15 protein-coding genes are annotated in these 22,805 nt (G+C 39.6%); 3 read left to right on the top strand and 12 right to left on the bottom strand.

The features are described 5' to 3' along the window. Position 1: 1 nt before the first annotated feature. The 12 genes from LOS73_RS09570 to LOS73_RS09515 all read right to left on the bottom strand — a co-directional run bounded on the left by LOS73_RS09570 (position 2) and on the right by LOS73_RS09515 (position 19,324). Positions 2–196, bottom strand: coding sequence for a hypothetical protein (locus tag LOS73_RS09570; RefSeq protein WP_033016303.1), 195 nt, complete (start codon positions 194–196; stop codon positions 2–4). A gap of 329 nt (positions 197–525) precedes the next feature. Next, a complete protein-coding gene (gene efpL / locus LOS73_RS09565) occupies positions 526–1,098 on the bottom strand; it encodes an elongation factor P-like protein EfpL (RefSeq protein WP_007377734.1) in 573 nt (190 codons plus the stop codon). Between the two features lie 147 nt (positions 1,099–1,245). Continuing rightward, entirely contained in the window at positions 1,246–12,453 is an 11,208-nt protein-coding gene (locus LOS73_RS09560; protein WP_457934894.1) for a tandem-95 repeat protein, read from the bottom strand. A 5-nt stretch (positions 12,454–12,458) separates the two neighbouring features. After that, positions 12,459–13,607 (bottom strand): TIGR03032 family protein, encoded by a 1,149-nt coding sequence (locus LOS73_RS09555; protein ID WP_081824529.1) that lies wholly within the window; start codon positions 13,605–13,607, stop codon positions 12,459–12,461. Between the two features lie 44 nt (positions 13,608–13,651). Then, positions 13,652–14,845 (bottom strand): S8 family peptidase, encoded by a 1,194-nt coding sequence (locus LOS73_RS09550; protein WP_457934893.1) that lies wholly within the window; start codon positions 14,843–14,845, stop codon positions 13,652–13,654. 121 nt (positions 14,846–14,966) lie between these two features. Continuing rightward, a complete protein-coding gene (locus LOS73_RS09545) occupies positions 14,967–15,503 on the bottom strand; it encodes a phage tail protein (protein WP_457934892.1) in 537 nt (178 codons plus the stop codon). A 13-nt stretch (positions 15,504–15,516) separates the two neighbouring features. Then, a complete protein-coding gene (locus tag LOS73_RS09540) occupies positions 15,517–16,047 on the bottom strand; it encodes a phage tail protein (RefSeq protein ID WP_457934891.1) in 531 nt (176 codons plus the stop codon). Positions 16,048–16,059: 12 nt separating this feature from the next. Further along, entirely contained in the window at positions 16,060–16,608 is a 549-nt protein-coding gene (locus LOS73_RS09535) for a phage tail protein (protein WP_007377728.1), read from the bottom strand. 64 nt (positions 16,609–16,672) lie between these two features. Further along, the gene (locus tag LOS73_RS09530; protein WP_007377727.1) at positions 16,673–16,954 is read right to left on the bottom strand and encodes a DUF6916 family protein; all 282 of its coding nucleotides are present in this window, start codon (positions 16,952–16,954) and stop codon (positions 16,673–16,675) included. A 29-nt stretch (positions 16,955–16,983) separates the two neighbouring features. Next, the gene (locus tag LOS73_RS09525; RefSeq protein ID WP_149605909.1) at positions 16,984–17,496 is read right to left on the bottom strand and encodes a GNAT family N-acetyltransferase; all 513 of its coding nucleotides are present in this window, start codon (positions 17,494–17,496) and stop codon (positions 16,984–16,986) included. After that, on the bottom strand, positions 17,493–18,173 hold the full coding sequence (locus LOS73_RS09520; protein ID WP_007377725.1) for an aspartyl/asparaginyl beta-hydroxylase domain-containing protein: 681 nt from the start codon (positions 18,171–18,173) through the stop codon (positions 17,493–17,495). Before LOS73_RS09520 ends, LOS73_RS09525 begins: the two co-directional genes overlap by 4 nt. A 497-nt stretch (positions 18,174–18,670) precedes the next feature. After that, positions 18,671–19,324 (bottom strand): phytanoyl-CoA dioxygenase family protein, encoded by a 654-nt coding sequence (locus tag LOS73_RS09515; protein WP_457934890.1) that lies wholly within the window; start codon positions 19,322–19,324, stop codon positions 18,671–18,673. Between the two features lie 550 nt (positions 19,325–19,874). Between LOS73_RS09515 and LOS73_RS09510 the strand changes: the two genes are divergently transcribed. Genes LOS73_RS09510 through LOS73_RS09500 form a run of 3 tightly spaced genes read left to right on the top strand, consistent with a single transcriptional unit; the run spans position 19,875 to position 22,504 of the window. Beyond that, entirely contained in the window at positions 19,875–21,146 is a 1,272-nt protein-coding gene (locus LOS73_RS09510; protein WP_457934889.1) for a class I SAM-dependent methyltransferase, read from the top strand. Further along, on the top strand, positions 21,143–21,679 hold the full coding sequence (locus LOS73_RS09505) for a hypothetical protein (protein ID WP_007377722.1): 537 nt from the start codon (positions 21,143–21,145) through the stop codon (positions 21,677–21,679). Before LOS73_RS09510 ends, LOS73_RS09505 begins: the two co-directional genes overlap by 4 nt. Positions 21,680–21,706: 27 nt before the next feature. Further along, complete coding sequence (locus tag LOS73_RS09500) at positions 21,707–22,504, top strand: hypothetical protein (RefSeq protein WP_457934888.1); 798 nt, start codon at positions 21,707–21,709, stop codon at positions 22,502–22,504. Positions 22,505–22,805: the final 301 nt, after the last annotated feature.

Below are 22,805 nucleotides of genomic sequence, written 5' to 3'. Positions count from 1 at the left end.
ATTAAGGGCGCCATATACATGCTTTGATCCCTACATTTCGTACCAATGCGCGGCGATAATGTAAGTTAAACAAGCACCATGCTACCGGCCCAAGTAAACCAGCCAAAATAAGCCATCGCTTAATTGGCATGCCTTTTTTAATCGTTTCCAAATACATCACGGCTATAAACACACAACTTAGTAAAACAATAAACAAATCTACACCCTATACCAATTCGCTTAATTAAGTGATCTATTTTGAAGTAAGAAAATCGTGTCGATAACAAGGCAAAAATTTCGTTATTTAACTCCTGCATTACCCCGCATCCATGCAGTCATGCAGTCATGTATCAGAATTTTTAACGCTGTTAACGTCAGATTTAATCACTCAAATTGATTAAGTATTATTACGGATTGGTATTAAATAGCCTAAAAATAAGGCGTGTATTCTAGCGTTATTTTGGTTGAATTTACAGCAATAAACCTCTTACATACAAAAAAGCCGAGCCATCTAAATTAAGGCTCGGCTTTTTTAAAGTTTATAACTTACTTTTCAGCACGGCCCATGAATTTATGTTCAACAGTATTTATACGAATACGGTCACCTGTTGAAATATGCTCAGGCACAGAAATATTTAAGCCTGTAGACATACGTGCAGGTTTTGAACGAGCGCTTGCAGAAGCCCCTTTAATTGAAGGGTCGGTTTCTTCAACAACAAGCTCAACACTTGATGGTAAATCAAGGCCTACTGGTGCACCGTCAATGACAATAACATGCACACCTTGGGTTTCTTCATTTACAAATTGAATCTCTTCGCTAATAGCATCTTTATTTAAGTTATATGGCGTGTAATCTTCGTTATCCATGAAAACATACTCGTCGCCATCAATATACGACAACATTGCTTCGCGACGTGTTAAATCAGCAAGCGTTAGCATATCGCTGTCTTTAAATGTTTCATCCACTTTGCTGCCAGTTACTACATCGTATAAACGCATTCGATATAAACTGCCACCAGCACGGCCTTGCGGCACAGAGCGCACAATATCTTTTACAACTAGCACTCGGCCATTAAAATCAATAGCAGTACCTTTTTTAACATCACTCGCCTTTGGCATGTGTGAATTCCTATTATTTTTTTGATTGCGAGAAACATACCACGAACTCAGGATTCTTCAATAGAAACAAAACAACTTAGTGATACTTTTTGAATAATACTTAAAATCAGCGCCCCTTAATGGCGCGCTGATTTATTAAGAGTGACTTTAAAAGCGGACTTTAACGCCAGCAGATAGCTCACTTACATCGTTTTTTGACACTTTATAGTAGCTATACTTGAGTAGTAACTCGGTATTTTTATAAATCGAATACCCAACTGAACCACCCGCATAAAGCTTGGTCGTATGCTTTTTAGACTCTAGCGTTGCACCATTGGTTATATCACTTTGTATTTTATATTGATGGCGATAAGCCCCCAAAAACAACTTAGTACTAAATGATTCAGCAGGCATAAATAAATAACCGACTTCCGTGGCAACACCTTTTGGTAAGATTGGAGCATAACGCGCGTAGTCATTATGAAGGTCATTTGGTGTTGTTGTATCCGCTGTTAATTCAACACGTCCTTGCCCTAAATCAATATACCGTATTGCAACTTCCCAATTAGGAGCTAGCTCATAGTAAGCGCCCACTGACCAACTAGTATCTTTATCATCAACTGAAATGGTCTTAACATCACTGTCCGTTATTGCCAAAGAATGCTTAGCTTTAGCTTGACCTACAGTTCCCTCAAAAGACCATGCATCAGCGAGTGCACTGCCACTTATTAAGCAACTTGTAGTAATTATCGCAAAACTTGGAAACAATGACTTTCGACGGCTAAATACCAACATTGAAATCAGCAACAACCCAACGCCTCCCATACTTCCTCCCGATGACTTATTACTAATAGAAACTGATTTTACTGCACTAACGGTAATTTCAACTTGTGCCGAAGATTTAGCTCCTTTACTGTCTTTAATTGTATAGTCGACAGTATCAACACCTTCAAAACCTACCTTTGGCATGTATTGTAAAGTGCCATTAATATTAATTGATACAGTGCCATAAGTTGCCGCTGCACTAATAATAAATAATTCATCCATATCAATATCAGTATCATTACCAAGTACATCAATTTCTATTGATACGCGATCGGTGGTGCTAGCTGTATCAAATATTGCTGTTGGTGCATTATTTGCCACCAAGTTAACCTTAGCATTATTGTTAGATGTTCCTCCTTGTCCATCAGTAATGCTGTATTCAATGGTCGCAATACCGATAAATGATGTAGGCGGAGTATAAAGTATCTGATTATCAATAATACTTACTTGCCCAAAATCAACCGTCGCACCCGTCAGTGTTAATGCATCTCCATCTATGTCTGTGTCATTTTCTAGCACATCAATAGTAATAGATTCACCTGCACCTATCGTTACTTCATCTTGATTTGCTTGTGGTAACTGGTTCGTTGTACGCACAACAGCAACACCGCCAGGATCTACAATAGAGCCATTTGCTTTTCCATCATCATCATTTGGACCACCGTCAACAATTTGTAGTTGCACACACCATGCGCCTTCCGCTAGGCCTTGCGTCCATTCACTGCTTCTTGGTGGTGGGCAATAACCTGGTTCACCCGCAGCAGATAATATTTGGTCCTGTGCTGTAGATACAAAATCAACCCATTGGCCTTCTTTAAACTTCCTATAAGTGGAATTTTGTGAGATTGGCTTTCTTTGTGGAAATACAATACTGTAGGTATCTCCAGGGTTTGGAAGCCCTGTCGCAATAAAGTCAAATACTCCACCAATATTTAATGCGTTAGCGTCGGCTGGTAATTCACTCTCTAATAATTGAACCCCTCCTGTCACATTTTGTACAACAGTCACGCCCTTTCTAACACAGACACCTGGCTCGCCTTCAACTAAAAACTTGTCACTGTCTTTGACTTGACCTTGTACCACATTACATTGACTAATAGCATCTAGGTAATCTGGTATGCCGTCATTATCAGTATCAGTAAAGCCTTCTTGATCATCCGGTATTAGATCGCCATCAGAATCACCCGAATCGAGGGTAGCAAGAGACTGCACTACTTCAACATAGATTTCTTTTGTTGTTGATAAGTTTGGTTCACCGTCATCTTCAGCCGTCACTGACACTTTATAAATACCCGGAGCAAGTGATTGTGTTGAAAAAACAAATTCCCCCTCATTTGTACTGGTATTAGTTAACTGATCATCTTGTGATAACCAATTTAGTGTTACGTTATCACTTGGGTTTATATCCTCTGCGACCCCAGTAATAGTGACTAACTCCTCGCCTATCGCGACAAGCGATCTAGCTTCCTCATTTTGCTTAATCGATGTAGAGATTGTAGGTGCTACATTATCTTCAACAATCGTAATATTAACCGTTGATCTCGCACCCAGATTTAACGTATTCGCTAATGAAACAATAATTGTTTCGTTGCCTTCAATTTCTGAGTCAGCAAAAACAGTAAAGCTTACTTGCCCCTGGACGCCACTTTCAATAACTAATTCACTTGATGTTAAATCGTGGTCAGCACTGTTGGCCGTACCTGAAACAGTATAAGGAATTGTTACTGGATAGGTCGGTGACTCGCCATTTAAAAATACATTAAAGCGATATGTTTGATCCTCTGCTACTTGGCTATCTTTACTTAAAGAAATAAGCGGATTAACATTAATGCTCTGTGTAGCAATTGCTTCAAGCCCATTACTGTCAAAAGCCTGCCAATAGACCAAATGACTTCCAGGAGTAAACAGTGACGTTGAATCAACGAGTGATACTGCCAATCGGTTACCTTGATTGTCAGTAGCAAGCGGTACACCTAAATCCACCTTAGTGAACAATCCTTTAGCATTAATATCCAAATCAACCGGTGTTTCAATCGTTGGCACATCATCTGTTTGTTTATTCAACGTTAATTTAGCAGTCGTTCTACTTCTTGCTTTATCTGGATCTTCAATCAGGTAACTAATCTGAATAATCCCTTGTGTACTCGCTTGCGATTTATATGCAATCACACCATTTTCAATTGTTACACTACCCACGCTCGCGCTTGCACCGATAATACTCAATGGTTGTTCATCAGCATCGGTATCATTGGCTAATACATCCAATAAATACGTGTTTTCCTCATTTATATCTAATGAGAATACATCAGGATTTGCAACCGGTCTGTCATTCACTGAAATAACATTCAAGCTTACAGTAGCGATTGCAGATTGTTCTGTACCATCGCTTACAATGTACGTAAAACTGTCAATACCAAAGTAATTCGCATTTGGTGAGTACGTAAACACATTGCCTTGCTTACTTAAAGTACCAAATTGAGGCTGCGATATGGCTGTTACCGTAAGTATATCGTCATCAAGATCTGAGACATCTGGAGCAAAAGTAATGGAAGCGTCTTCAAGAACATCTAACATCATACTTTGCGACACTGGGGCTTTATTTGTGTTATTTACTGTTACTGTAAATGCAGGTAAGCGTGCTTCAAGTTGTCCGTCAGTTACTGCAATAACAATATTAGTAAATTGACCTGCATTTTCTCTTACTGGTGTGCCACTAAGTTGCCCTGTTGCGCTATTAAAGCTAGCCCAACTTGGCTTATTACTGATACTGAAGGTTAATGCATCCCCATCCATATCTTGTGCACTTGGTGTAAAGCTGTACGACTCTTCTTCATTAACCTGTGCTGTCGGCGTACCCGTGATTGTTGGTGCGTCATTAGTATTAATAACCGTAATATTAAATGGCGCTAAACTTTGAGTCACTGTTGCATCATTAACACTTATAACGATGTTACTGTAGCTACCTACCTGCGCATTGAGTGGCGTACCACTTAATTTTCCGGTTTCGCTATTAAAGCTCGCCCAACTAGGTTTATTACTAATACTAAATGTCAGCGTATCATTATCCATATCGCTTGCTATCGGGATAAATAAATACTCACTGTCTTCGTTCACTGATGCCGCAGGTATCCCACTTATCAACGGTGCATCATTAACACTGTCGACCGAAATCGAAATACGTGCAAACTCTGAATCAAGCTCACCATCATTAGCCACAATGCTCACAGAGTCACTGCCATTAAAGTTACTGTTTGGTGTATAAATAAGTATGTTACCGGTTAAGGTCGTACTGCCATTAGCAGGCTCAGTTACCACTCGATAGCTTAGAGACTGCTCTTCAATATCATTACCCGATAGAGTAACCGTTAGCGCTGTATCTTCATTTGTTGAAAGTACTTGCCCAGCGACCGTAGGTGCATCATTAATTGCATTGATAATTAACGATACAGTGACTTCATCAGAATCAATTTCACCATCGTTGGCCACAAACGTAAAGCTGTCTGTACCATTAATGTTTTCATTCGTCGTATAAAGCCAACTATCGTTACTTTGCTGTACCAAAGTTCCTTTGCTTGGCGTATTGACTATCCGGTAACTTAACGTGTCTTGATCTATATCTGTTGCAACTAACGTCAGTAGTATTGAGCCATCTTCATCCAGTGATTGCGATTGCGCAACGGCAATCGGTTTATCATTCACGGGAGCGACACTCATAGTCACTGTCGCTATATTTGATACAGCTGCGTTGCTATCTTCAACCGTATAGGTAAAGCTATCATCGCCAAAAAAGTTCGCTTGAGGCGTGTAAACAATTGCACCAGTTACTGATACGCTCACGGATCCATTTGCAGGGTTAGTAACAATCGTTACAGAGCTCGCGTTAAGGCTATCACCAATATCAACATCACTATCATTACCCAGAACATTGACCTCAAACTGCCCTTCTTCTTGTAACTGTGCAGTGTTATCAACGGCAACTGGGGCATCATTTATCGCCGTAATACTCAGTGTAACTGTAGCTGGTAGCGAAGTAAGTCCTTCACTGTCAGTAACGGTGTAAGTAAAACTGTGAACCCCATTTATATTTGCTTTAGGGGTAATTGCTAAACTACCATCAAGGTTCACGCTTACGCTGGCAAAATCATATTCACCTGCACCATCGCCTTTATTTTCTAACAGCACATTTGCGCCATTAAAACCTTGGTCTTCTACATCTGAATCATTCGCTAAAATAGCCACACTGGTTGCAGTATCTTCATCGGTCGTCACTGCATCATTAACGACAACCGGACGGTCATTCACCGCACCTATAGTTACAGTCACAGAGGCTGTATTTGATGCCAAACCATTGCTGTCGGCTATCGTATAAGTAAATGTATCGCTTCCGTTTTCATTGCCTGTAGGTGTATAAATTAAAGTACCGTCATTTTGATCAACACTCACTGACCCTTTGGATGGTTGTGCTACAACACTAATATCACCCGTTGGAATAGTATCTTCTATATCGGTAGCGTTGCTTCTAATTGAAAGTGCAGAAGTTGGTGTATCTTCATCGACCATCTCATTAAAGTTAATAGCAATCGGCGCATCATTCACTGGGGTTATAGTAATCGATACAGTCGCTTTTTCAGATATTAAACCCGTGCTGTCTTTTACTGTATATGTAAATGAATCTGTACCAGATACATTACTCAATGGTGTATAAGTTACGATTCCATTTGCAATACTAGCTTGCCCTTTAGTCGGTGCGTCCACTATCGCAGCAGAAGATACAACCATATTATCTTCAGCGTCACTGTCATTACTAACAACACTAAAAGTAACAGGAGTATCTTCATCAGTTGTTATAGAGTCGGCAACCACAATAGGGGCATCTTCTACTGGCGTAACGGTAAAGCTTACCGTCTGAACTGCTGACTTGTCTCCTGCGGCATCTTCTACCTGGTAGGTGAAACTATCAGACGTGCTTTCACTGCCATCATGTTGATAACTAAAGCTACCGTCGCTATTAAGCGTAACCGTACCCGATGACGGGTTTGTCACTTTCACTGCAGTGAATGTATCACCGCTATCAAGGTCATCATCAGTGGCATTGCTTAATACACCATTAACAGGGATGGCTGCAAATAATGCCCCTTCATCTAAACTAAATACAAAGTTTTGACCTACAGGCGCATCATTGGTATTTTTTACTTCAATATCAAATATCATCGCTGCGCTATCTTCAGTACCATCGGATACCTTTATACTGACATTCGCTGAGGTACCTACATCTTGATCGGTGGGTGTTCCTGACAGTAAACCTGTGGCCGTATCAAATGTTGCCCAACTTGGCTTATTAGTAATACTAAACGTATGTATGTCGCTTGTATCCGGATCAGTGAGCGTTGCGGTAAAGCTGTATTGAGAATCTTCATCTATTGTCGCCAATGGCGTACCTGATAGTACCGGTTTAATGTTGTAGCTTTTAACAATTGTTGCCGTTACATCGCTGGCTTCATTCCCAGCGGTATCTGATACTGTCACCGAAAGTGTAAGTGTACCTTCATTTAAAGTGGTTACATTAACACCCGTAACCTGAGCTGAAGCTCCCGTTATTGCTCTAGAATTACCTATAATTTCATTAGAGCCATCAGTCACTTTGTAAGTAAATGAACCGCTGCTTTCAAGCCCATTTAGAGTAAAACCTAACGCGGCTTCATTATCTCGAGTAATCGTATCTTGAGTTATTAAAACGCTGTGCCCTGTCGGTGCAATATTATCAGTCACCGTTACTGTGAATGATTTTTTAAACGATGACGAAGCATCATCCGCTTGCACACATACTATATAGGTGCCTGCTGAAATGGCGGCTTGAGTTTCTAGCACGCTCCCATTAATTTGAAAGCTACTGTTACCACTATTTGATGAACACGAACCACTGGCTGATGAACTAGGAGCTACCAATGTGTAAGTATGCGTACTATCATCAAGATCCGTTGTACTTAAAGTCCCAACATCAGCGCCCAAAGACACTAAAGATTGATTAATGTTTGTTGCCGATAAAGTAATGTCTGTTGGATCATCATTTACACCCACTACTTTAACCGTAGAAGAACCAAAACTACCTGTAGATCTATCAACACCACCATTAGATGTACCACCGCTATCTTTTATAGACGTTAGCGTTACAACTCTATCTCCTTCTGTCGGTGATTCACTCGTATTTTTATAAGCTAAGAAAGGAACATAGTTCTGCCATACGGCCGCAGTGTCTGAGGCGACAATCGTTACCGTTGCCTTTGAACCGCTAAGAGTGACAACATAACTAAAATTAACTGACCCCGAATATGTACCGGATGCATTATTTTCTAGCCTAATAACATCAGTGCCAAATTGAAGGAACTCATTGCCAATATCTTTTACATTACTTACCGTCAGTAATATTTGCTCAATATTTTGTCCGCTTTCAATAGCATTAATAGAGGCTGAAGAGAAAATACCAACTTGTGAGCCATTTTCTGTAAATGTTGGATTAGCCCCGACTGCTGATACAGTAGGCGCATCGTTAACCGAGGTAATTGTAACTGATGCCTGATTAGTACCTGTACTATCTACGACACCATCATTAAAGGTATAGTCAAGCACAGTTGCATTTAGAGGAATATCTGAGTTATTGGCGTAGGTAATTGCTTGCGCAACAGAGTCTACAATTGCAGAAGTAGCATTGCTATTAAATGTTAGCGTTAAAGTACCTGCCGAGTTTGTGGTAACAGTCCCTACATTATTACCGTTATAACTAAATGTATTACCTTCAGTTAACGTCCCTAATAGCCCCGAATGACCAAATCGATCTTCGGCACTCGCACCGCCACGTCGGCGAATAGTTAAGCTAGCATTGTTGTAATCCCCTGCGTTGCTGTTAAGTGCATCAAGTTCAGCATCTGCAATTGTCATATCGCTATCAATGCTCACAGCACTTAAACCTTCGATAAACGTAGCACCGCCATTAAGCGAGCTAAATGTAGGCGCAGAATTTGCTGAAACAAATGTAATAACGGAATCTGATCCGCTATCAGCAACCGTAAAAGCTAAATCATTGCCTGGCGCATTAGTAAGAGAAAGAGTAAGTTCAGAAATATTAAAATCAGTGGCGTTGGTATCTACTTCTAATGTACTTGTGCCATTAAAACGCACGTTACTGGCTGAAAGCCCTGTGATACCAGTAATTGTAATGCGATCACCTACGGCTAAATCGGTAATTGTGTCCCCTGATAATTGTGATGAGCTACCTACAAAATTATCATTACCTGCATTGCCTGTTAGCGTATCTATACCAGCACCTGGGCGCAAAGTATCGGCGCCAGAGCCACCTTTAAGTACATCATCACCATTAAAATCTGATGAGGTCATGGTTAAAATGTCGGCGCTAAATGCACTTGCATCCAGGGTCACTGCGGCTGTAATTGCACTGCCACTAACATTAGAAAAAGACACAACGCCAGCATCAGTATTAAAATTATCGGTTAAGGTGATAGTCGTGTTGTTATTAGTGCCGATTGCCAGGTTTTCAATACCCGATACCGTGGTGCTGGAAAAATTAAAAATACCACCATCCATCAGTTTTAGTGTATCAGCGCCAGCAGAGCCTGTAATTGCAGTATTAAAATCATTAATATTATTAACATCAATTGCTACTGTTGCTGCAGAGGCTAAGCTTAATGTACCAATATTAAAGAATGAGCCAGAAGTCACGTCAGCACCGTCAGTAACACTCACCTTATCTGCAGCATTTAGCTCTGAGGTTAATGAGCCACTAAACCCAGCGCCACCAAGTGCAAAGGTCATTGCTGTATTACTAGATCTATCTATTATACTTTGAGTCGCTGAGACTATCGTAATTGTTCTACTGTTTGAAGAATCATCAAATACGTTGTAAGTTTCAACATCACTGAAAGTAGAAAAATCACCATCGCCATAAACATCAATTGTTTCAGAACCTATTGCAGATATAGTGCCTGTAAAACCGGCGTGTTGCGAACGCGTCATTGAAACCCGTGCACCACTGCTAAGTGTTAGGTTTTCAATATTGGAAACTGTTGCTCCAGTAATATCCCCCGTATTACTGATAGATAGCGTATCATTAACGCTTGCTTCACCTGTTATTGTTCCAGTAAACGTTAATCCACTGACATCAAACGTATTTGCATCGGTTGTTGATGCGCTTGTCACATTGACAGACGAAGAACCTAACGTAATTGTTCGTGTATTTGTTGAATCATCACCAACGTTAAACGTTTCAATATTGCTAAGTGTTGTAAAGTTACCATCACCCGAAACCGTAATCGTCTCAGCGCCAGACGCTGTAATAGTGCCTGTAAATGTACTCACTTGCGCTGCAGATAAAGCCACCGATGAGTTTGTTGCAAGGGTTAAGTTTTCAAAACTAGACACTGTAGCACTTGTGGTGTCGGCACCTGTTGCCATGCTTAATGTATCGGTACCACCATTTGCATTGAGTGTACCTGTAACCGTTAAACCTGCAATATTTACCGTATCATTGCCCGTGCTGCCTGTTATATTTTGTGAGCCATTTGATAAGGTAATTGTGTTTGCACTACCGAGCACATACGTTTCAATATCATTCGCAGCAATTAAACCATTAGTTGCGTCTGAAATGGTAATTTGATCTGTACCTGCGCCTGAAATTGTAGAAAACGCATCATGCTGCGCTTCTTTCATCGTGACAGATACGCCGCCGCTCAAATTAAGTGTTTCAAAGTTCGAAATCGTTGCCGCCGCTAAACTCGCGCCATTAGCTAGCGTAAGTGTATCTGTGCCATCCCCACCATCGAGAGTTCCTCGGTACGAAAAGTTGGAAATATCGACTGAATCAGCTAAATTACTGCCTGTAACAGACTGGTCTCTGTCTACAAGCGTTAATGAAACTGGTGTATTTAAAACGTATGTTGCGATGGTGCTATTTGCCGTTAAATTTGCATCGCCCCCACTGCCTGCTGTAATCGTAAAGACAGGAGCCCCGCTCCCCGAAATCGTTGTAAATTGCTCATGCTGCGCTTCACTTAACGTTAAAGTGACGCTGCTAGGCACTGATAATGTTTCAAAGCCTGTTAATGTAGTAAAAGCCGTTAAATCGGATCCAGTCGGAACGTGAATGGTATCTGTACCAGTACCACCGTCAGCCACTGAACCTGTAATATGTGATGGATTACTTATCGTTAATGTTTCGTTATCACTACTAAACGTAATTGCCGGATTTAAATTTGTACCATCTAAGGTACTAAAACCCGCCGCTGTAGAACTAGCCGCTGTAAGGTTAGCCACTGAAGTTGTCGCTGTACGGCTAATACTGTTTTCAGTGCCATCATTGATAACAACTGACACTGTACGCGAAGTTGTGTTGGGTGTTGCACTGGTATTATTATACGTTATTGCTTGTAAAAAGGTCGTCACTTCAGCAACGGTTGCAGATGCACCCGTTATCGAAATTGTATCTTGCAGAGTAATGTCTGAGGCACCTGATATACCACCAAGTGCATTTTGCGCAGCCGCTGAAGCATTAAGCCCTTCTGAGGTGCCATCTTGATCGTTTGTTAATGCAACGGTTATTGTTGTTATTGTATCGCCATCACTATCAGCGGCACTAGCATCGGGCGCAATATTTACAGCACCACTGCCTTCAGAAAACGCCGAAAAACTCCCTGTACCTGGAGTCATTGTGCCATTTAAATCAACAACAGGCGCTGAGTTTGTAGAAGTACCTGTGGCACTCAAAGACACATTATACATACTCTCATTTGCATCAGTGTTGCTAATTCTTAAATTACCTGATATCCCACCAACCGTTGTCGTTTGTACAGTAACAAGTATCGTACATTGCATACCTGAGCTTAATGTTTGACCATTCGTAGCACATGTACCGCCTGTAATTGAAAAGTCGCTACTACCACTTGTTATAGAAACAGCCGTAGTCGTTAAATTACCAGTGCCTTCATTTTTTACCGTAAAGGTTTTTGTTGTAGTTGCTACTCCATCTGCTGCTACACTGCCAAAATCTTCACTTACAGTTGTCGCTCCACTTTCTTCAACATCTATTTCTGGAGATGACCCACAAGCACCAACACTGCCACCTCTCAAGGTACAGCTAGAAGAACTTACAGTGGTACATGCTCCGCCAGGTAGTGTACAGTTTGCACTTGCAAACACCTTTCTTATTAGTAAGTCACTTTTTACCTGTGTATTATCGCCCGTAACAATACTTACTTTTTGTTCATTAGTTTCGAGTAACCCCTGCTCTTTTAAAAAGTTTAATGTATTATTTATATCTGAGTTTACTAAGTGTGATTGTGCTTTTTCCCCTCGACTAAATGCCGAAAAGGGATTTTTTGACTCTACATCAACAACTATTTCACCCTCTGTTTCTAATGCTGATTTTTTTGAAAATTGTTTTAAATCTACAGCTTCAGTTACTGTTTCTGCATAAGCTCCGCTAGCAATTACGGCAGAGATTGCAACGCCTAAAAAAGTTTTATTTAAGCTCAAATGTTTCATAATACTTACCCTCGACAAAATTCAAAAATATGGCTAGACAACGCGTCTGAGCTTTGAAATAGCTCTGGCTTTATGCTATTCGGTACAACCGCAATATCGTAAATTTGCTTTACTTCACCCGAAAAAGTTAAATTACCAATCACCTCACCTGTATTTACATTCACTAACCATATTGCGCACACACTTTTCCCATCCAATAATCTTGGGTTTGCTTTAAAGCGAATATGCTCTTCTGACTTACGTAATGTACTCGTACCGACAAGCATCAAGTCACCAAAAAACGTCATCCCTCTTGTAAAGCCTTGCAACTCACATAAAACTCGACTAGTACCTAATTTTGGATCGTAGACATGAATATCGCCATCTCCAGATGCACAATAATACACTTTACCTGCGTGGCACCTTGGCGAATGCGGCATTGAGATACCTGATTTGATGACCTTATTTTCAACGACATCAATAAGTACCCCTTTCTCTCCTAGTTCTTCACGCCAGCCCTCCGCTGTATCGGATTCACTAAAGGCCGTAGCATAACGAGGCACACCATCTAACAACGCCATACCATTTAAATGGCATCTATTTTCTGGTTTCAGATCTGAAATAAACGACGGCACCCAAGCAGCGATAAAACTATGGTCAGGGCTTAACTTACTTAAACAAGAGAACATCGAGTTAACTACCCACAAGCCATCATTACCCCAACAAATATCATGGATGTTAATCATACCGGTTGATAACGTCGCTCTTTCAATAAACAAACTGTCGGCTGCCTTTACACTTTGGACTTGTTCATCCCACTCTTCACGAAATTTGGCTATATCTCGCAGTTCATTATCTTGTAATTTTTTTGGTAACTCTTCATAACTATCAAGGTCGCCATTAATGACATCTGCATAACCATTTGGTGTTCTTTGAAAGTCGATTACTTGATTTAGTGTTCCAAGCGTGATCCTATTTTCGTCAGCATAAAGCCCCATAGGTCTTGGAAATGCTTTTAATTTTGTTTCTAGATTGCCATTATTAGAGCGCACTAAAATGACACGTTGTGATTGATAACTTGTCACAATCAACGATATCCCCAACTGAGCCAATATTTTGGGGAAATTGTCACTATGCGTGCTGCTAAAATCTAACTGTTCCGTTTCAGAACTCATTAATCTCACTACCTTCTAATCTAGCCAAAATTACACTCTTTATATTATTTTTTCTTAATTTTATGAGCTGCATAAATATTTTCAACCATTGTTAATTTTGTTAACGGGTGTTCAACTCCGCATGCTTTTAGCTGTGCCACGATACCTGAAACAATAGCGGCAGATGACGAGGTCCCGCCGAAATTTGCATACCCGTTCCGTGACGTTGATGCAATTGAAGAAGGAGCATAATAATCAACACATTGTCCATAATTAGAAAACGGTGCAATCCCTCCATTTTTATTTATTGACCCTACCACAACCACTGAACCTAATGCAGACAACTGATTAATTTCACAGGCTTCTTTACCAGAATTTCCCGCAGAAAAAACAATAATAGGTGCATTTGATGCTGAAGCTACATCCTCAATAACCAGTGACGTAATACTAGATAAAAACGGTAAAACCCAACTACAATTGATAACATCCGCTTTCATCAACTTAGCGACCTGAAATGCCAATATTAAAGAAGATGACCATGTCGAAACCTGCCTTATAGCAATTATTTCACTGGTCGGTGCAAAGCCGTCAACCCCTACATTATCTTGCTTTGCCGCGATAACTCCAACAACGCGTGTACCATGGTAATCAATTGGATTTTTAGCACTGGCTGCTAATGTTTGTTTATCAGGGTCATATTCGAACAATACTGTTAAATCATCAAACTCTGGGTGAGTGAAGTCAAAGCCATCATCAATAATTGCAACCCGAACGGTATTCTTTGGTTTATCGCACAAAGGGGCATTTTGTGGTGTAAGTGTATTGCTAGTCGGTACTCTTGTACCTGAAGTGATTAACTTTGTAACAGGTGCGATATCAGGTTCGATTTCTAACACATCTTGATGTTTGCTTAACGCTAAATAAACATCAAAAAAAGATTCGGTTCTAGGTGTTACCCAATAAACCAATCTATTTCCTATACTAGCGATTACTTGAACTTGTTTTATTTCATCATGTAGCTGTGAAATTTCATCTACTGATAGCAAAGAGAGTATTATTATTTTTTTGTTAAATGCGTACTTTATACCTCTATCATCAATCAAAAAATCACTGTCATACTTGGCAAATACAACACTACCTTTAGAGCTTTTAAATTGCAGCTTGTCTAAATTCGCCTGAGCAGATACATCTTTTGCAAATAAGCACACAGCTATAATTAAACAACTGAAAACAATATGCCAATTAAGGTATTTCAACATAAGTAAATTACAACCAACAGAGCTCTTTCAAACAACATATAACTTTTCCCTGCACAAACATAATCGTTTTTTCATCATATGTAGAATACAGATTGCAAACTAAAACCTGTATTCTCATACATCAATTTCTTGGTGGATAAATCCCGTCCAGCGCAATACAAAAGTTTAGCGCTAAGCTAGGTTGCATATTCTCATGTGGCTGCCCAGCACCAGCGGTAGCAAAACTTGAGTCATCCATTAAGCCTATATCACTATCAAGGGGTGCGGTATATCTCAGTGTGCCGCCTGTTGCCCCAGTGTCAATTGACAGCTTATTGTTAGTTGGCTCTGCGGTGTCACCTGACTGACGTACTCCTGAAATACTGTGTGTGTGCTCAGGTAGCTGAGATGCGACCAATGTCTCTTTAGTTGACCCGCCAAAATAAGAGAATGGACGCAAAGATAGGCCAGGGGCTTGCCCTGCATGCATAGGTGCACGGCCAGCTAAATCGGGAAGGCCAAATGTTGCTCTACCATCACCTCCAAAATTAGTCCCTAATAAACTAAAGACTGCTGACATCTGTCCAATGCTTACAATTTGGCCATTACAAATTGACCAATATCGAGGACTGAACGTTGTGCCAAAAATACGAATTTCTCCAATAAATGAGTCTGCCATCTCTTATTCTCCTCTAGTTTCTTGATGGAAAAATGCCTTGGAGGCAAATAACAAAGTGAATGGCCAGATAAGGCATCATATTATTATGCGACGCATTACCTCCGGCAGTTCTAACAGTTGACTCGCTCATTTTTTGTACTTCACCTGTTACTGCTCCATTTAAGTACGCCAATTCACCTTGAGGGCTTTTTGCAAGCACATTACTAATCGCAGTAGATGCGTTTGCACTGTTCTTGCTTGCCTGTAAGCTATGAGTATGCGAAGGGATTTGACTCGTTTGTAAGGTAACGTCCTCTACACCCACTTTAGCTGTGAGTGGATAGTTTTGTAAGCCCGGCCCTTGACCAAAATGAACGGGGATACGCCCTCTCATATCAGGTAGCGCAAACGATGAGCGTCCATCTCCCCCGTATTGCGCACCTATAAGCGCAAACAAAGGCTGGTTTTGATTTACCGCCATAATGGTGCCATTACACATTGCCCATTTCCGCGGTGCAAAGGTCGTGGCCATCATTTTTATTTCACCAATAAATGATTCAGACATGCTTTCTCCTTATTAATTTCTTGCTGGGAAAATACCGTCAAGCGCAATACAAAAATTCAGTGCTAACAAAGGCTGAATATTAGTGTGCGACTGACCACCACCCGCGCTAGAAACAACGTCTTGCGCCAGCCCAGTCAGATTTACCGCTGAGTTATACGTAAATGGTTCAGTAGCAGTACCTTTGAGATCTTTAGAACTTGCAAACACTCTATCTGTAAAAGCTGGGATACTTACTGCCTCGGTACTGGTCGCTTGCACACTGTGAGAATGGCCAGCCATTTCAGCGACACTGATCGTGACATTTTCCACGCCATACTGATCACCTGCCGTGAATAGTCTACTTGGCTCACTTTTCATAATTCCTTGCCCGATTGGCGTTCGCCCTCGTAGGTCCGGTAATTTAAAATTACTCACCCCATTACCACCAAACTGGGTGCCTAGTAATGCAAATAAAGCGGCATTTTGGGTAGCCTGTATCTCTTGCCCATTGCAAAATGCCCAATTTTCAGGCGCAAAATTAAACGCAAAAGGCCGTATTTCTGACGTAAACGGATCAGCCATATAAATCTCCTTACTCACTTTTTTAAACGGATAATTTACTTAATTAATTGACTTAACACGCCAACTATCTCTTTTGAGCAATGTGTATCTCATACTCAGTTTCACTATTTGGCGATAAAAACAATTCAGCTTCACCAAAGGCCTCATTCTCGAGCTTATAGGTACCTTGGCTTAGAGGCTCATTGGCCTTGCCGTTTAACAACACACTAAATGCATTCCATTCGTCACCATCAAGTTTTGATTTTGTAACCGATGAAACTTCTAACTCTACTTCACCATTTTGGCCTACAACTTTGACAACTGACCCTTGTGCACTTTCAACATTTTCAAACGTAAATTTTTCCATATTAAACCCCTATGCTTACTTTTACTTAGTTACACACCGCTCATTAATTTCACTGGGTGCGGGTACCACGCCATAAACTCATATGGCGGGCTAATTGATTCAACTTGAAACCCTAAACGCGCATACAACTGCTTAGCAGCAAAATTACGCTGCTCAACGGTCAATGTTAAAGGTGCACCAGATTGTAGTGCAGCACTTTGAAACGATTGGATTATCGCTGAGCCAAAACCATGCCCTCTCGCACTTGGTAAAAAGCCAATATCGACGATTCGAATTTCATTTGGGCCAAAATCAATTGTTGCTTTACCTATCGCCTCATGATGCTTTTCAATAACGAAGTACATTGCATTGGGGAACTTATCTCCATACCCTTGGGTTTGTGCTTTAAACTGCATTTCTACAATTGACTCTACAAAATCTTTCTCACCGTCAATTAACTGTAAATCTTGTCGCATTGAACTATGCAGTTTTTCTAAAAATGGTTTATCTGCTGCATTTGACGGTCTTATGTTTAGGCCTTTTGGGATATTAAGCTTCATCATCTATTTATCTCCTTAGCTTGATTTGTACAGCAATATTCTTTGTTTTTAGATTCTATGATTAAACTCAATAGCCACTCATTGACATTGCAATCTATTACAAGGTTGATTCTTGGTGTATCGCCGTTATTTACTACAGAATGTTCTGCATCGGCATTTATATACCAACAGCTGTTCTGACTCATTGGAACTTCTAAACAATCTACTAAAAACTCAACATGTTCGGATGCCTCTAGAGAAATGTGAATACGTGCTTGAGCAGATAGGTCAATACTCAATCCAAGGTCTCGATGGGGTTTAATCAAAGAGTTAGGGGAAAGACGCATAAGCCGTGCAGATAAAATATCACATTTAAATTGTGACAATAATTCACGAACATAAGGTAAATATTGAAGGTGGTCGCCATCGATAAAATCTGAGCTAGGTTCAATTGCGAAAGATTGCAGAATCACATGTTTATCAGCGTGCTCTACAGGGACTCTTAAAGGCAATACATCCCAACTGCCCTGATAACATTGAGTGTTAACATGTTCAACCCATTCCAATTTTTTTGCTACAACTAAATCGTCTGCCATATTTTTTATATTATAAAATATATCAAGCTGGGCAAACAAAATGACTGGAGAGGTTATATTTTCATCGGCATTAACAACTTCAGAAATAAATATGTCATCATTCATTATTTATTTCTTCCCAAACAAAGAGAATGAACAAGTATTTAATCTTAAAAAAAGTGTGTACAGGGTGGGTATGAAATCGATTTCTGTATTTATATTGTTGCCGTATGTTGATCTATTTTCACTTGCTATAACGGCTCTAGCACATGACTCTAATTGCATTTTAAATAAAGGCTTTAAATGATTGATTTTTGGTTTTGTACGCCGTGAGCACGGCGTAAGCTGTAGACTATGTTTTTTCATACTTAAACATTCCTTTGAGCTTTTATTACAATATAAAATTATGTCATTAATTAACACTAGATTCAGACAACATAATAGTCCATAAGGTATAGAACGCAACTTTTACGGCTATATTTCTTTAAAAATCAATGCCTTGCGGTAAAAACCTAAAGCCAATCAATTTATTTTTAACAAACTACCTATAAGTTTGGCACAAGTTAAAGATAAAAAATATTACACTCTATTACACTGCATTATTTATTACTCATAGCGAGTCTTTAGCTACTTATTTTTAATGGCTTCATGTTTATATATTGTACAATACGAGGCCTACTTCCCTTATTTGGACAGCTACCGTGAGGTAATGTATTTCGCCAAACAATTAAGCTACCTGCTTTTGCCGCTAATGGAGTGCTGTTGCATTTATCGAAATTAAAAGAGTGTGGATTAGTATTTTTAGGTAGGTTAGCTAGCCAGTCATCTATTTTTTTATGAAAGCCAGGTACACAACTAAACGCACCTTGCTCAGCGGCAACGTCAGTAAGGTACAGTAACCCTTGCGTTGCAAAGGTGAGTGGTTTATTAAAGTCTATATCCCAGTGAAGATTTGGCCCAGGAAACTGCCAACTTTCTGTCTGCGGTGGATTAAAACTAACCCTATCAGTGCTTACTATTAAGTTTTTTCTCCCCCAAAGTTGCTCAAAAACATCTCGAACTTGAGGAAGAGAACGTATAACTTGCATGGTTATATCATTAAATATTTGTACCATAACCCCCTGTTTAAGCGCATGACAGCTATACCATGAAGCGGGGTTGTTTTTATCCATTTTCAAACGTTCATAAAGCATATTACAAACGTCTTCACATAATTTTTTTGACACCAACTCTGGAATAATAACATAACCATTATCATCCCAGCTTTGCCAATGCACTGGCGTTAAAATATAGTGACGAGGCGTCTCTACTAATACTGTTTCATTTTTTATGTCTGTTTTCTCAAAAAATGAAACAATGTTTTTATTAAGCTGATTTATTTTTGCGTTTGAAATAGCTCTACCATGCGTTTTTTTTTACCCAACTTTCAAATTCGAAAAAACTATCACTCGCAAAAATAGACTCTATAGTCGGTGTGGCCCTAAGCCTAAAGTGTCCATAATCATGACATCAAGCGACCATTCATCTTCTATTATTTTTTTATCCGCACAGCCTTTTTTTGTAACTGTACTTTGTGCCACATTCGCTTTAATTGAAATAGACCTAAGCGCCCAGTTTCTTTATAACAAGGAAGTGTACTCTGCGTTATTGTGTGCGGAGGTGGCACTTTTACTATCAACTCATTTTGCATAATAACTCCTTTTCCTTACCTGATTTTAGGCAAGTAAAACTCCTTAAATTGATTTATTAACACAATCTAAACTTTATTAGAATAGAGTGCTATATTATTGCGAGCAACGATTTTTTTAGCTAAATACAGGGAGCGATATGGATACTGAGTTACTGAACAGATACCGTAATGCGGTTACACATTTGCTAAATGAGCCAGCCGATGCGGGGTTGATGAAGCCTTTTATCAACGATTTAAAAAATTACTTAGGGAATATTACGTCTATTTCAACTGACTTAGATATGAATGACTGGAATGATGAAAATACGTCCCAAGGCGTTGCAATTTCTCCTGTACAAGCAGCTAAATGCACTGAAGAGACTCTTCGCACACAAATATTTATGCAAGGTATTAAGCTCGCCATTGAAGAACGTTTAAAGGCAAAGACTGATGATATTCATATTCTTTATGCTGGTACGGGGCCTTATGGCACGTTACTTATTCCTTACTTAAGCCTTGCCACAAACTCACGTATAAAAGTCACACTCATTGACATTCATCCAGAAAACATCAGTGCAATTAAAAAGCTAGTAAAGCACTTTACAATCACCCAAAACATTGTTGCAATTACGTGTGATGACGCAACTTGTTGGCAAGCGCCCCCCTCTCAGCAATTTGACATCATTATTTCAGAAACTATGACGGCGCTATTAAAGCGAGAACCTCAAGTGTTCATTTTCTCTCATTTATGCCAATACTTGCATAATTCTGGCACCTTGATCCCACAAAGTATTTCTTTAAAGGCATGGCTAACACCTTTTAAATCTTTAATGTCTATAGAAGGGAGTACTACCACTGACATACTCCTAAAAGAGTTTTATTGCTTAAACATCGACGAAGCAAGGCGTTTAAATGCAGGGGATACATCCACCTTTAAAGGCAGTATGCTGATCCCAAATGGCGTTGATACTAATTACAGACTCAAGCTAACAACCGACATTCAAGCATACAAACACCATAAACTAACGGAAAATCAATGTAGTTTAAATATACCGCTTATTTTTTTACCTCATGATGCGCAGCTTCGTGGTGGTGAAGCTATTCATTATGAATACATAACACCTAACAGTGCAGACTTTATATTTACATTCCCAATAAAAAGTATCATTAAGACGGTAACTGAATTGGCAAGATTTACAGATCTCAATAACTTGGGATTGCCTGGTGTAAAGCGTATGTTTGAGCGTGCACAAGCAACTAAATCCGGTCACTCATTTAGTATTACCGACGATGAATGGGCATTATGGACAGAGCTATTAGATTCATTAACGCTGCCATACCATGAAACAACTGCAGCACTTTATCAAAGCCAAAGTATTGAAGAATTTGAACATTGGCTAGTCACTAACAGTAATCTCAAATCATTATGACTATTAGCACTGAACACAATACAGATAAGCAGTTAACTGAGGTTGAAAATATTTTAGCCTTTCTTACTGATATAGGTATAAACCACCGGTATGAAACGTTACACGAAAAGACTTTTTTACCCGGCCTTAAAATAGAACAAGGCACTTTATTACTTGATTTAGAAAAACTGTTATACCCAGGTGATATTCTTCATGAAGCAGGTCATATTGCAGTTACTTCAGAAGCGACAAGAACTTGTTTAACAGGGGATATGAAAAACCATGATCATCAAGCGGCCGAAGAAATGACTGCAATAGCTTGGTCGTGGGCAGCAGCTTGCTATTTAAATATCGCCCCGGATATTTTATTTCATGAACAGGGTTATAAAGGGGCATCTGATAACTTAATCGAGGCCTTTACCAACAGCACTGGTTTTGGTTACCCTCTTTTATATTCATGGTTTATGTGTGAACAGCCCAATCACCCAAACGGTTATCCAAACATGTTAAGGTGGCTAAGAAATGACGCTTATACACAAGCTCAGCTAAAATAGTCGCAGTAGATTTTATAAGGAATATGAGTGCTTAATAACAGCCTTACGCCAAAGCAGCTAACTATGTTGTGCAACGATTTAGCACAACTTAGATTAATTGCCGATTTAACACTTGCGCCTAAAATGCCTTATTTTGCCAATAAACCCTACCCAATAGGGCGTTGTAGAGAAATTCGCGATGAAGTGTTTTCATTATTGCAAACACAACTACCACAAACAGATAAACCGGGTCTGTGCTTATTAAAAAAGCGTATTAACCAAGGTACCGATTTAAAAAAAGCATGGGGGTCATTACGAGATGAATACTTTCAAAACGCACTCATATTCGGGCCATGGTATATCGATGTTGCCAATGACACCGTTAATGCAAATAAGCCAAGAGTCGAAATTTTACCTTTGGCAACATCCAAATTTACAACAATTGAAAGTTTTACTCAGTTTATAAAAATAGCCCGTCCATACTGGCAAGTCGAAATATACAAAAATGATGTGTGCCCAGCTCTAGCACCTTATATGCCATTGCTTTGCGTAGGTAATAATGGATCTAGTTGGTTGGCGGCTGCTAACGATGACATGCTGAATGTAGCAATTAATAGTAATTTTGAAGAATCGAAACGCATTTTAAATTCTTTACCAAGCGCCCCCGATTCAATTACAAAGCGTTGGAAAGAAGTTCTATTACAATTCACTCATGAATATTACTTAACAGCCAAAGGGGATCCCACAGAGTTTTGCCTTCTTTATGGTAACAATACAACTAAACCAGATCTCGCTCAACGTGATGCCGCTGTCATTGCCTATTCGTCTTTACCTAAGTCAGTTTAGCCTATTAAGTGGTTTACTTTAGGTAAGCAAGCCTTGTTGGTAACAAGGCAAAGATTCATTATTTAGTTGCTCTTTGTCAGAAGTTTTTAACGCCGTTAACGCCAGATTTAATACCACACATTGATTAAGTATTATTGCGGGTTGGTATAATATCCCATAGGCTGATTTTTGTATTTAGAAGGTTTATCTCTGTATCAGTATAAATAACTTCCAATACTTCAGTGTATTAATGCTAAAAAAAATGAAGACAATCGATATTTCGTATCACAAAACTAATAAAATAATGCTATGGTATGTGTAC

This window comes from Pseudoalteromonas sp. SCSIO 43210 (assembly GCF_054133285.1).
Note: the sequence above shows the minus strand (reverse complement) of the source record. Positions and strands in the feature narration are given on the sequence as shown.

Coding starts and splice junctions, on each gene's coding strand:
- efpL (WP_007377734.1), bottom strand. CDS start 1,098: ATGCCAAAGGCGAGTGATGTTAAAAAAGGTACTGCTATTGATTTTAAT.
- LOS73_RS09560 (WP_457934894.1), bottom strand. CDS start 12,453: ATGAAACATTTGAGCTTAAATAAAACTTTTTTAGGCGTTGCAATCTCT.
- LOS73_RS09555 (WP_081824529.1), bottom strand. CDS start 13,607: ATGAGTTCTGAAACGGAACAGTTAGATTTTAGCAGCACGCATAGTGAC.
- LOS73_RS09550 (WP_457934893.1), bottom strand. CDS start 14,845: ATGTTGAAATACCTTAATTGGCATATTGTTTTCAGTTGTTTAATTATA.
- LOS73_RS09545 (WP_457934892.1), bottom strand. CDS start 15,503: ATGGCAGACTCATTTATTGGAGAAATTCGTATTTTTGGCACAACGTTC.
- LOS73_RS09540 (WP_457934891.1), bottom strand. CDS start 16,047: ATGTCTGAATCATTTATTGGTGAAATAAAAATGATGGCCACGACCTTT.
- LOS73_RS09535 (WP_007377728.1), bottom strand. CDS start 16,608: ATGGCTGATCCGTTTACGTCAGAAATACGGCCTTTTGCGTTTAATTTT.
- LOS73_RS09530 (WP_007377727.1), bottom strand. CDS start 16,954: ATGGAAAAATTTACGTTTGAAAATGTTGAAAGTGCACAAGGGTCAGTT.
- LOS73_RS09525 (WP_149605909.1), bottom strand. CDS start 17,496: ATGATGAAGCTTAATATCCCAAAAGGCCTAAACATAAGACCGTCAAAT.
- LOS73_RS09520 (WP_007377725.1), bottom strand. CDS start 18,173: ATGAATGATGACATATTTATTTCTGAAGTTGTTAATGCCGATGAAAAT.
- LOS73_RS09510 (WP_457934889.1), top strand. CDS start 19,875: ATGGATACTGAGTTACTGAACAGATACCGTAATGCGGTTACACATTTG.
- LOS73_RS09505 (WP_007377722.1), top strand. CDS start 21,143: ATGACTATTAGCACTGAACACAATACAGATAAGCAGTTAACTGAGGTT.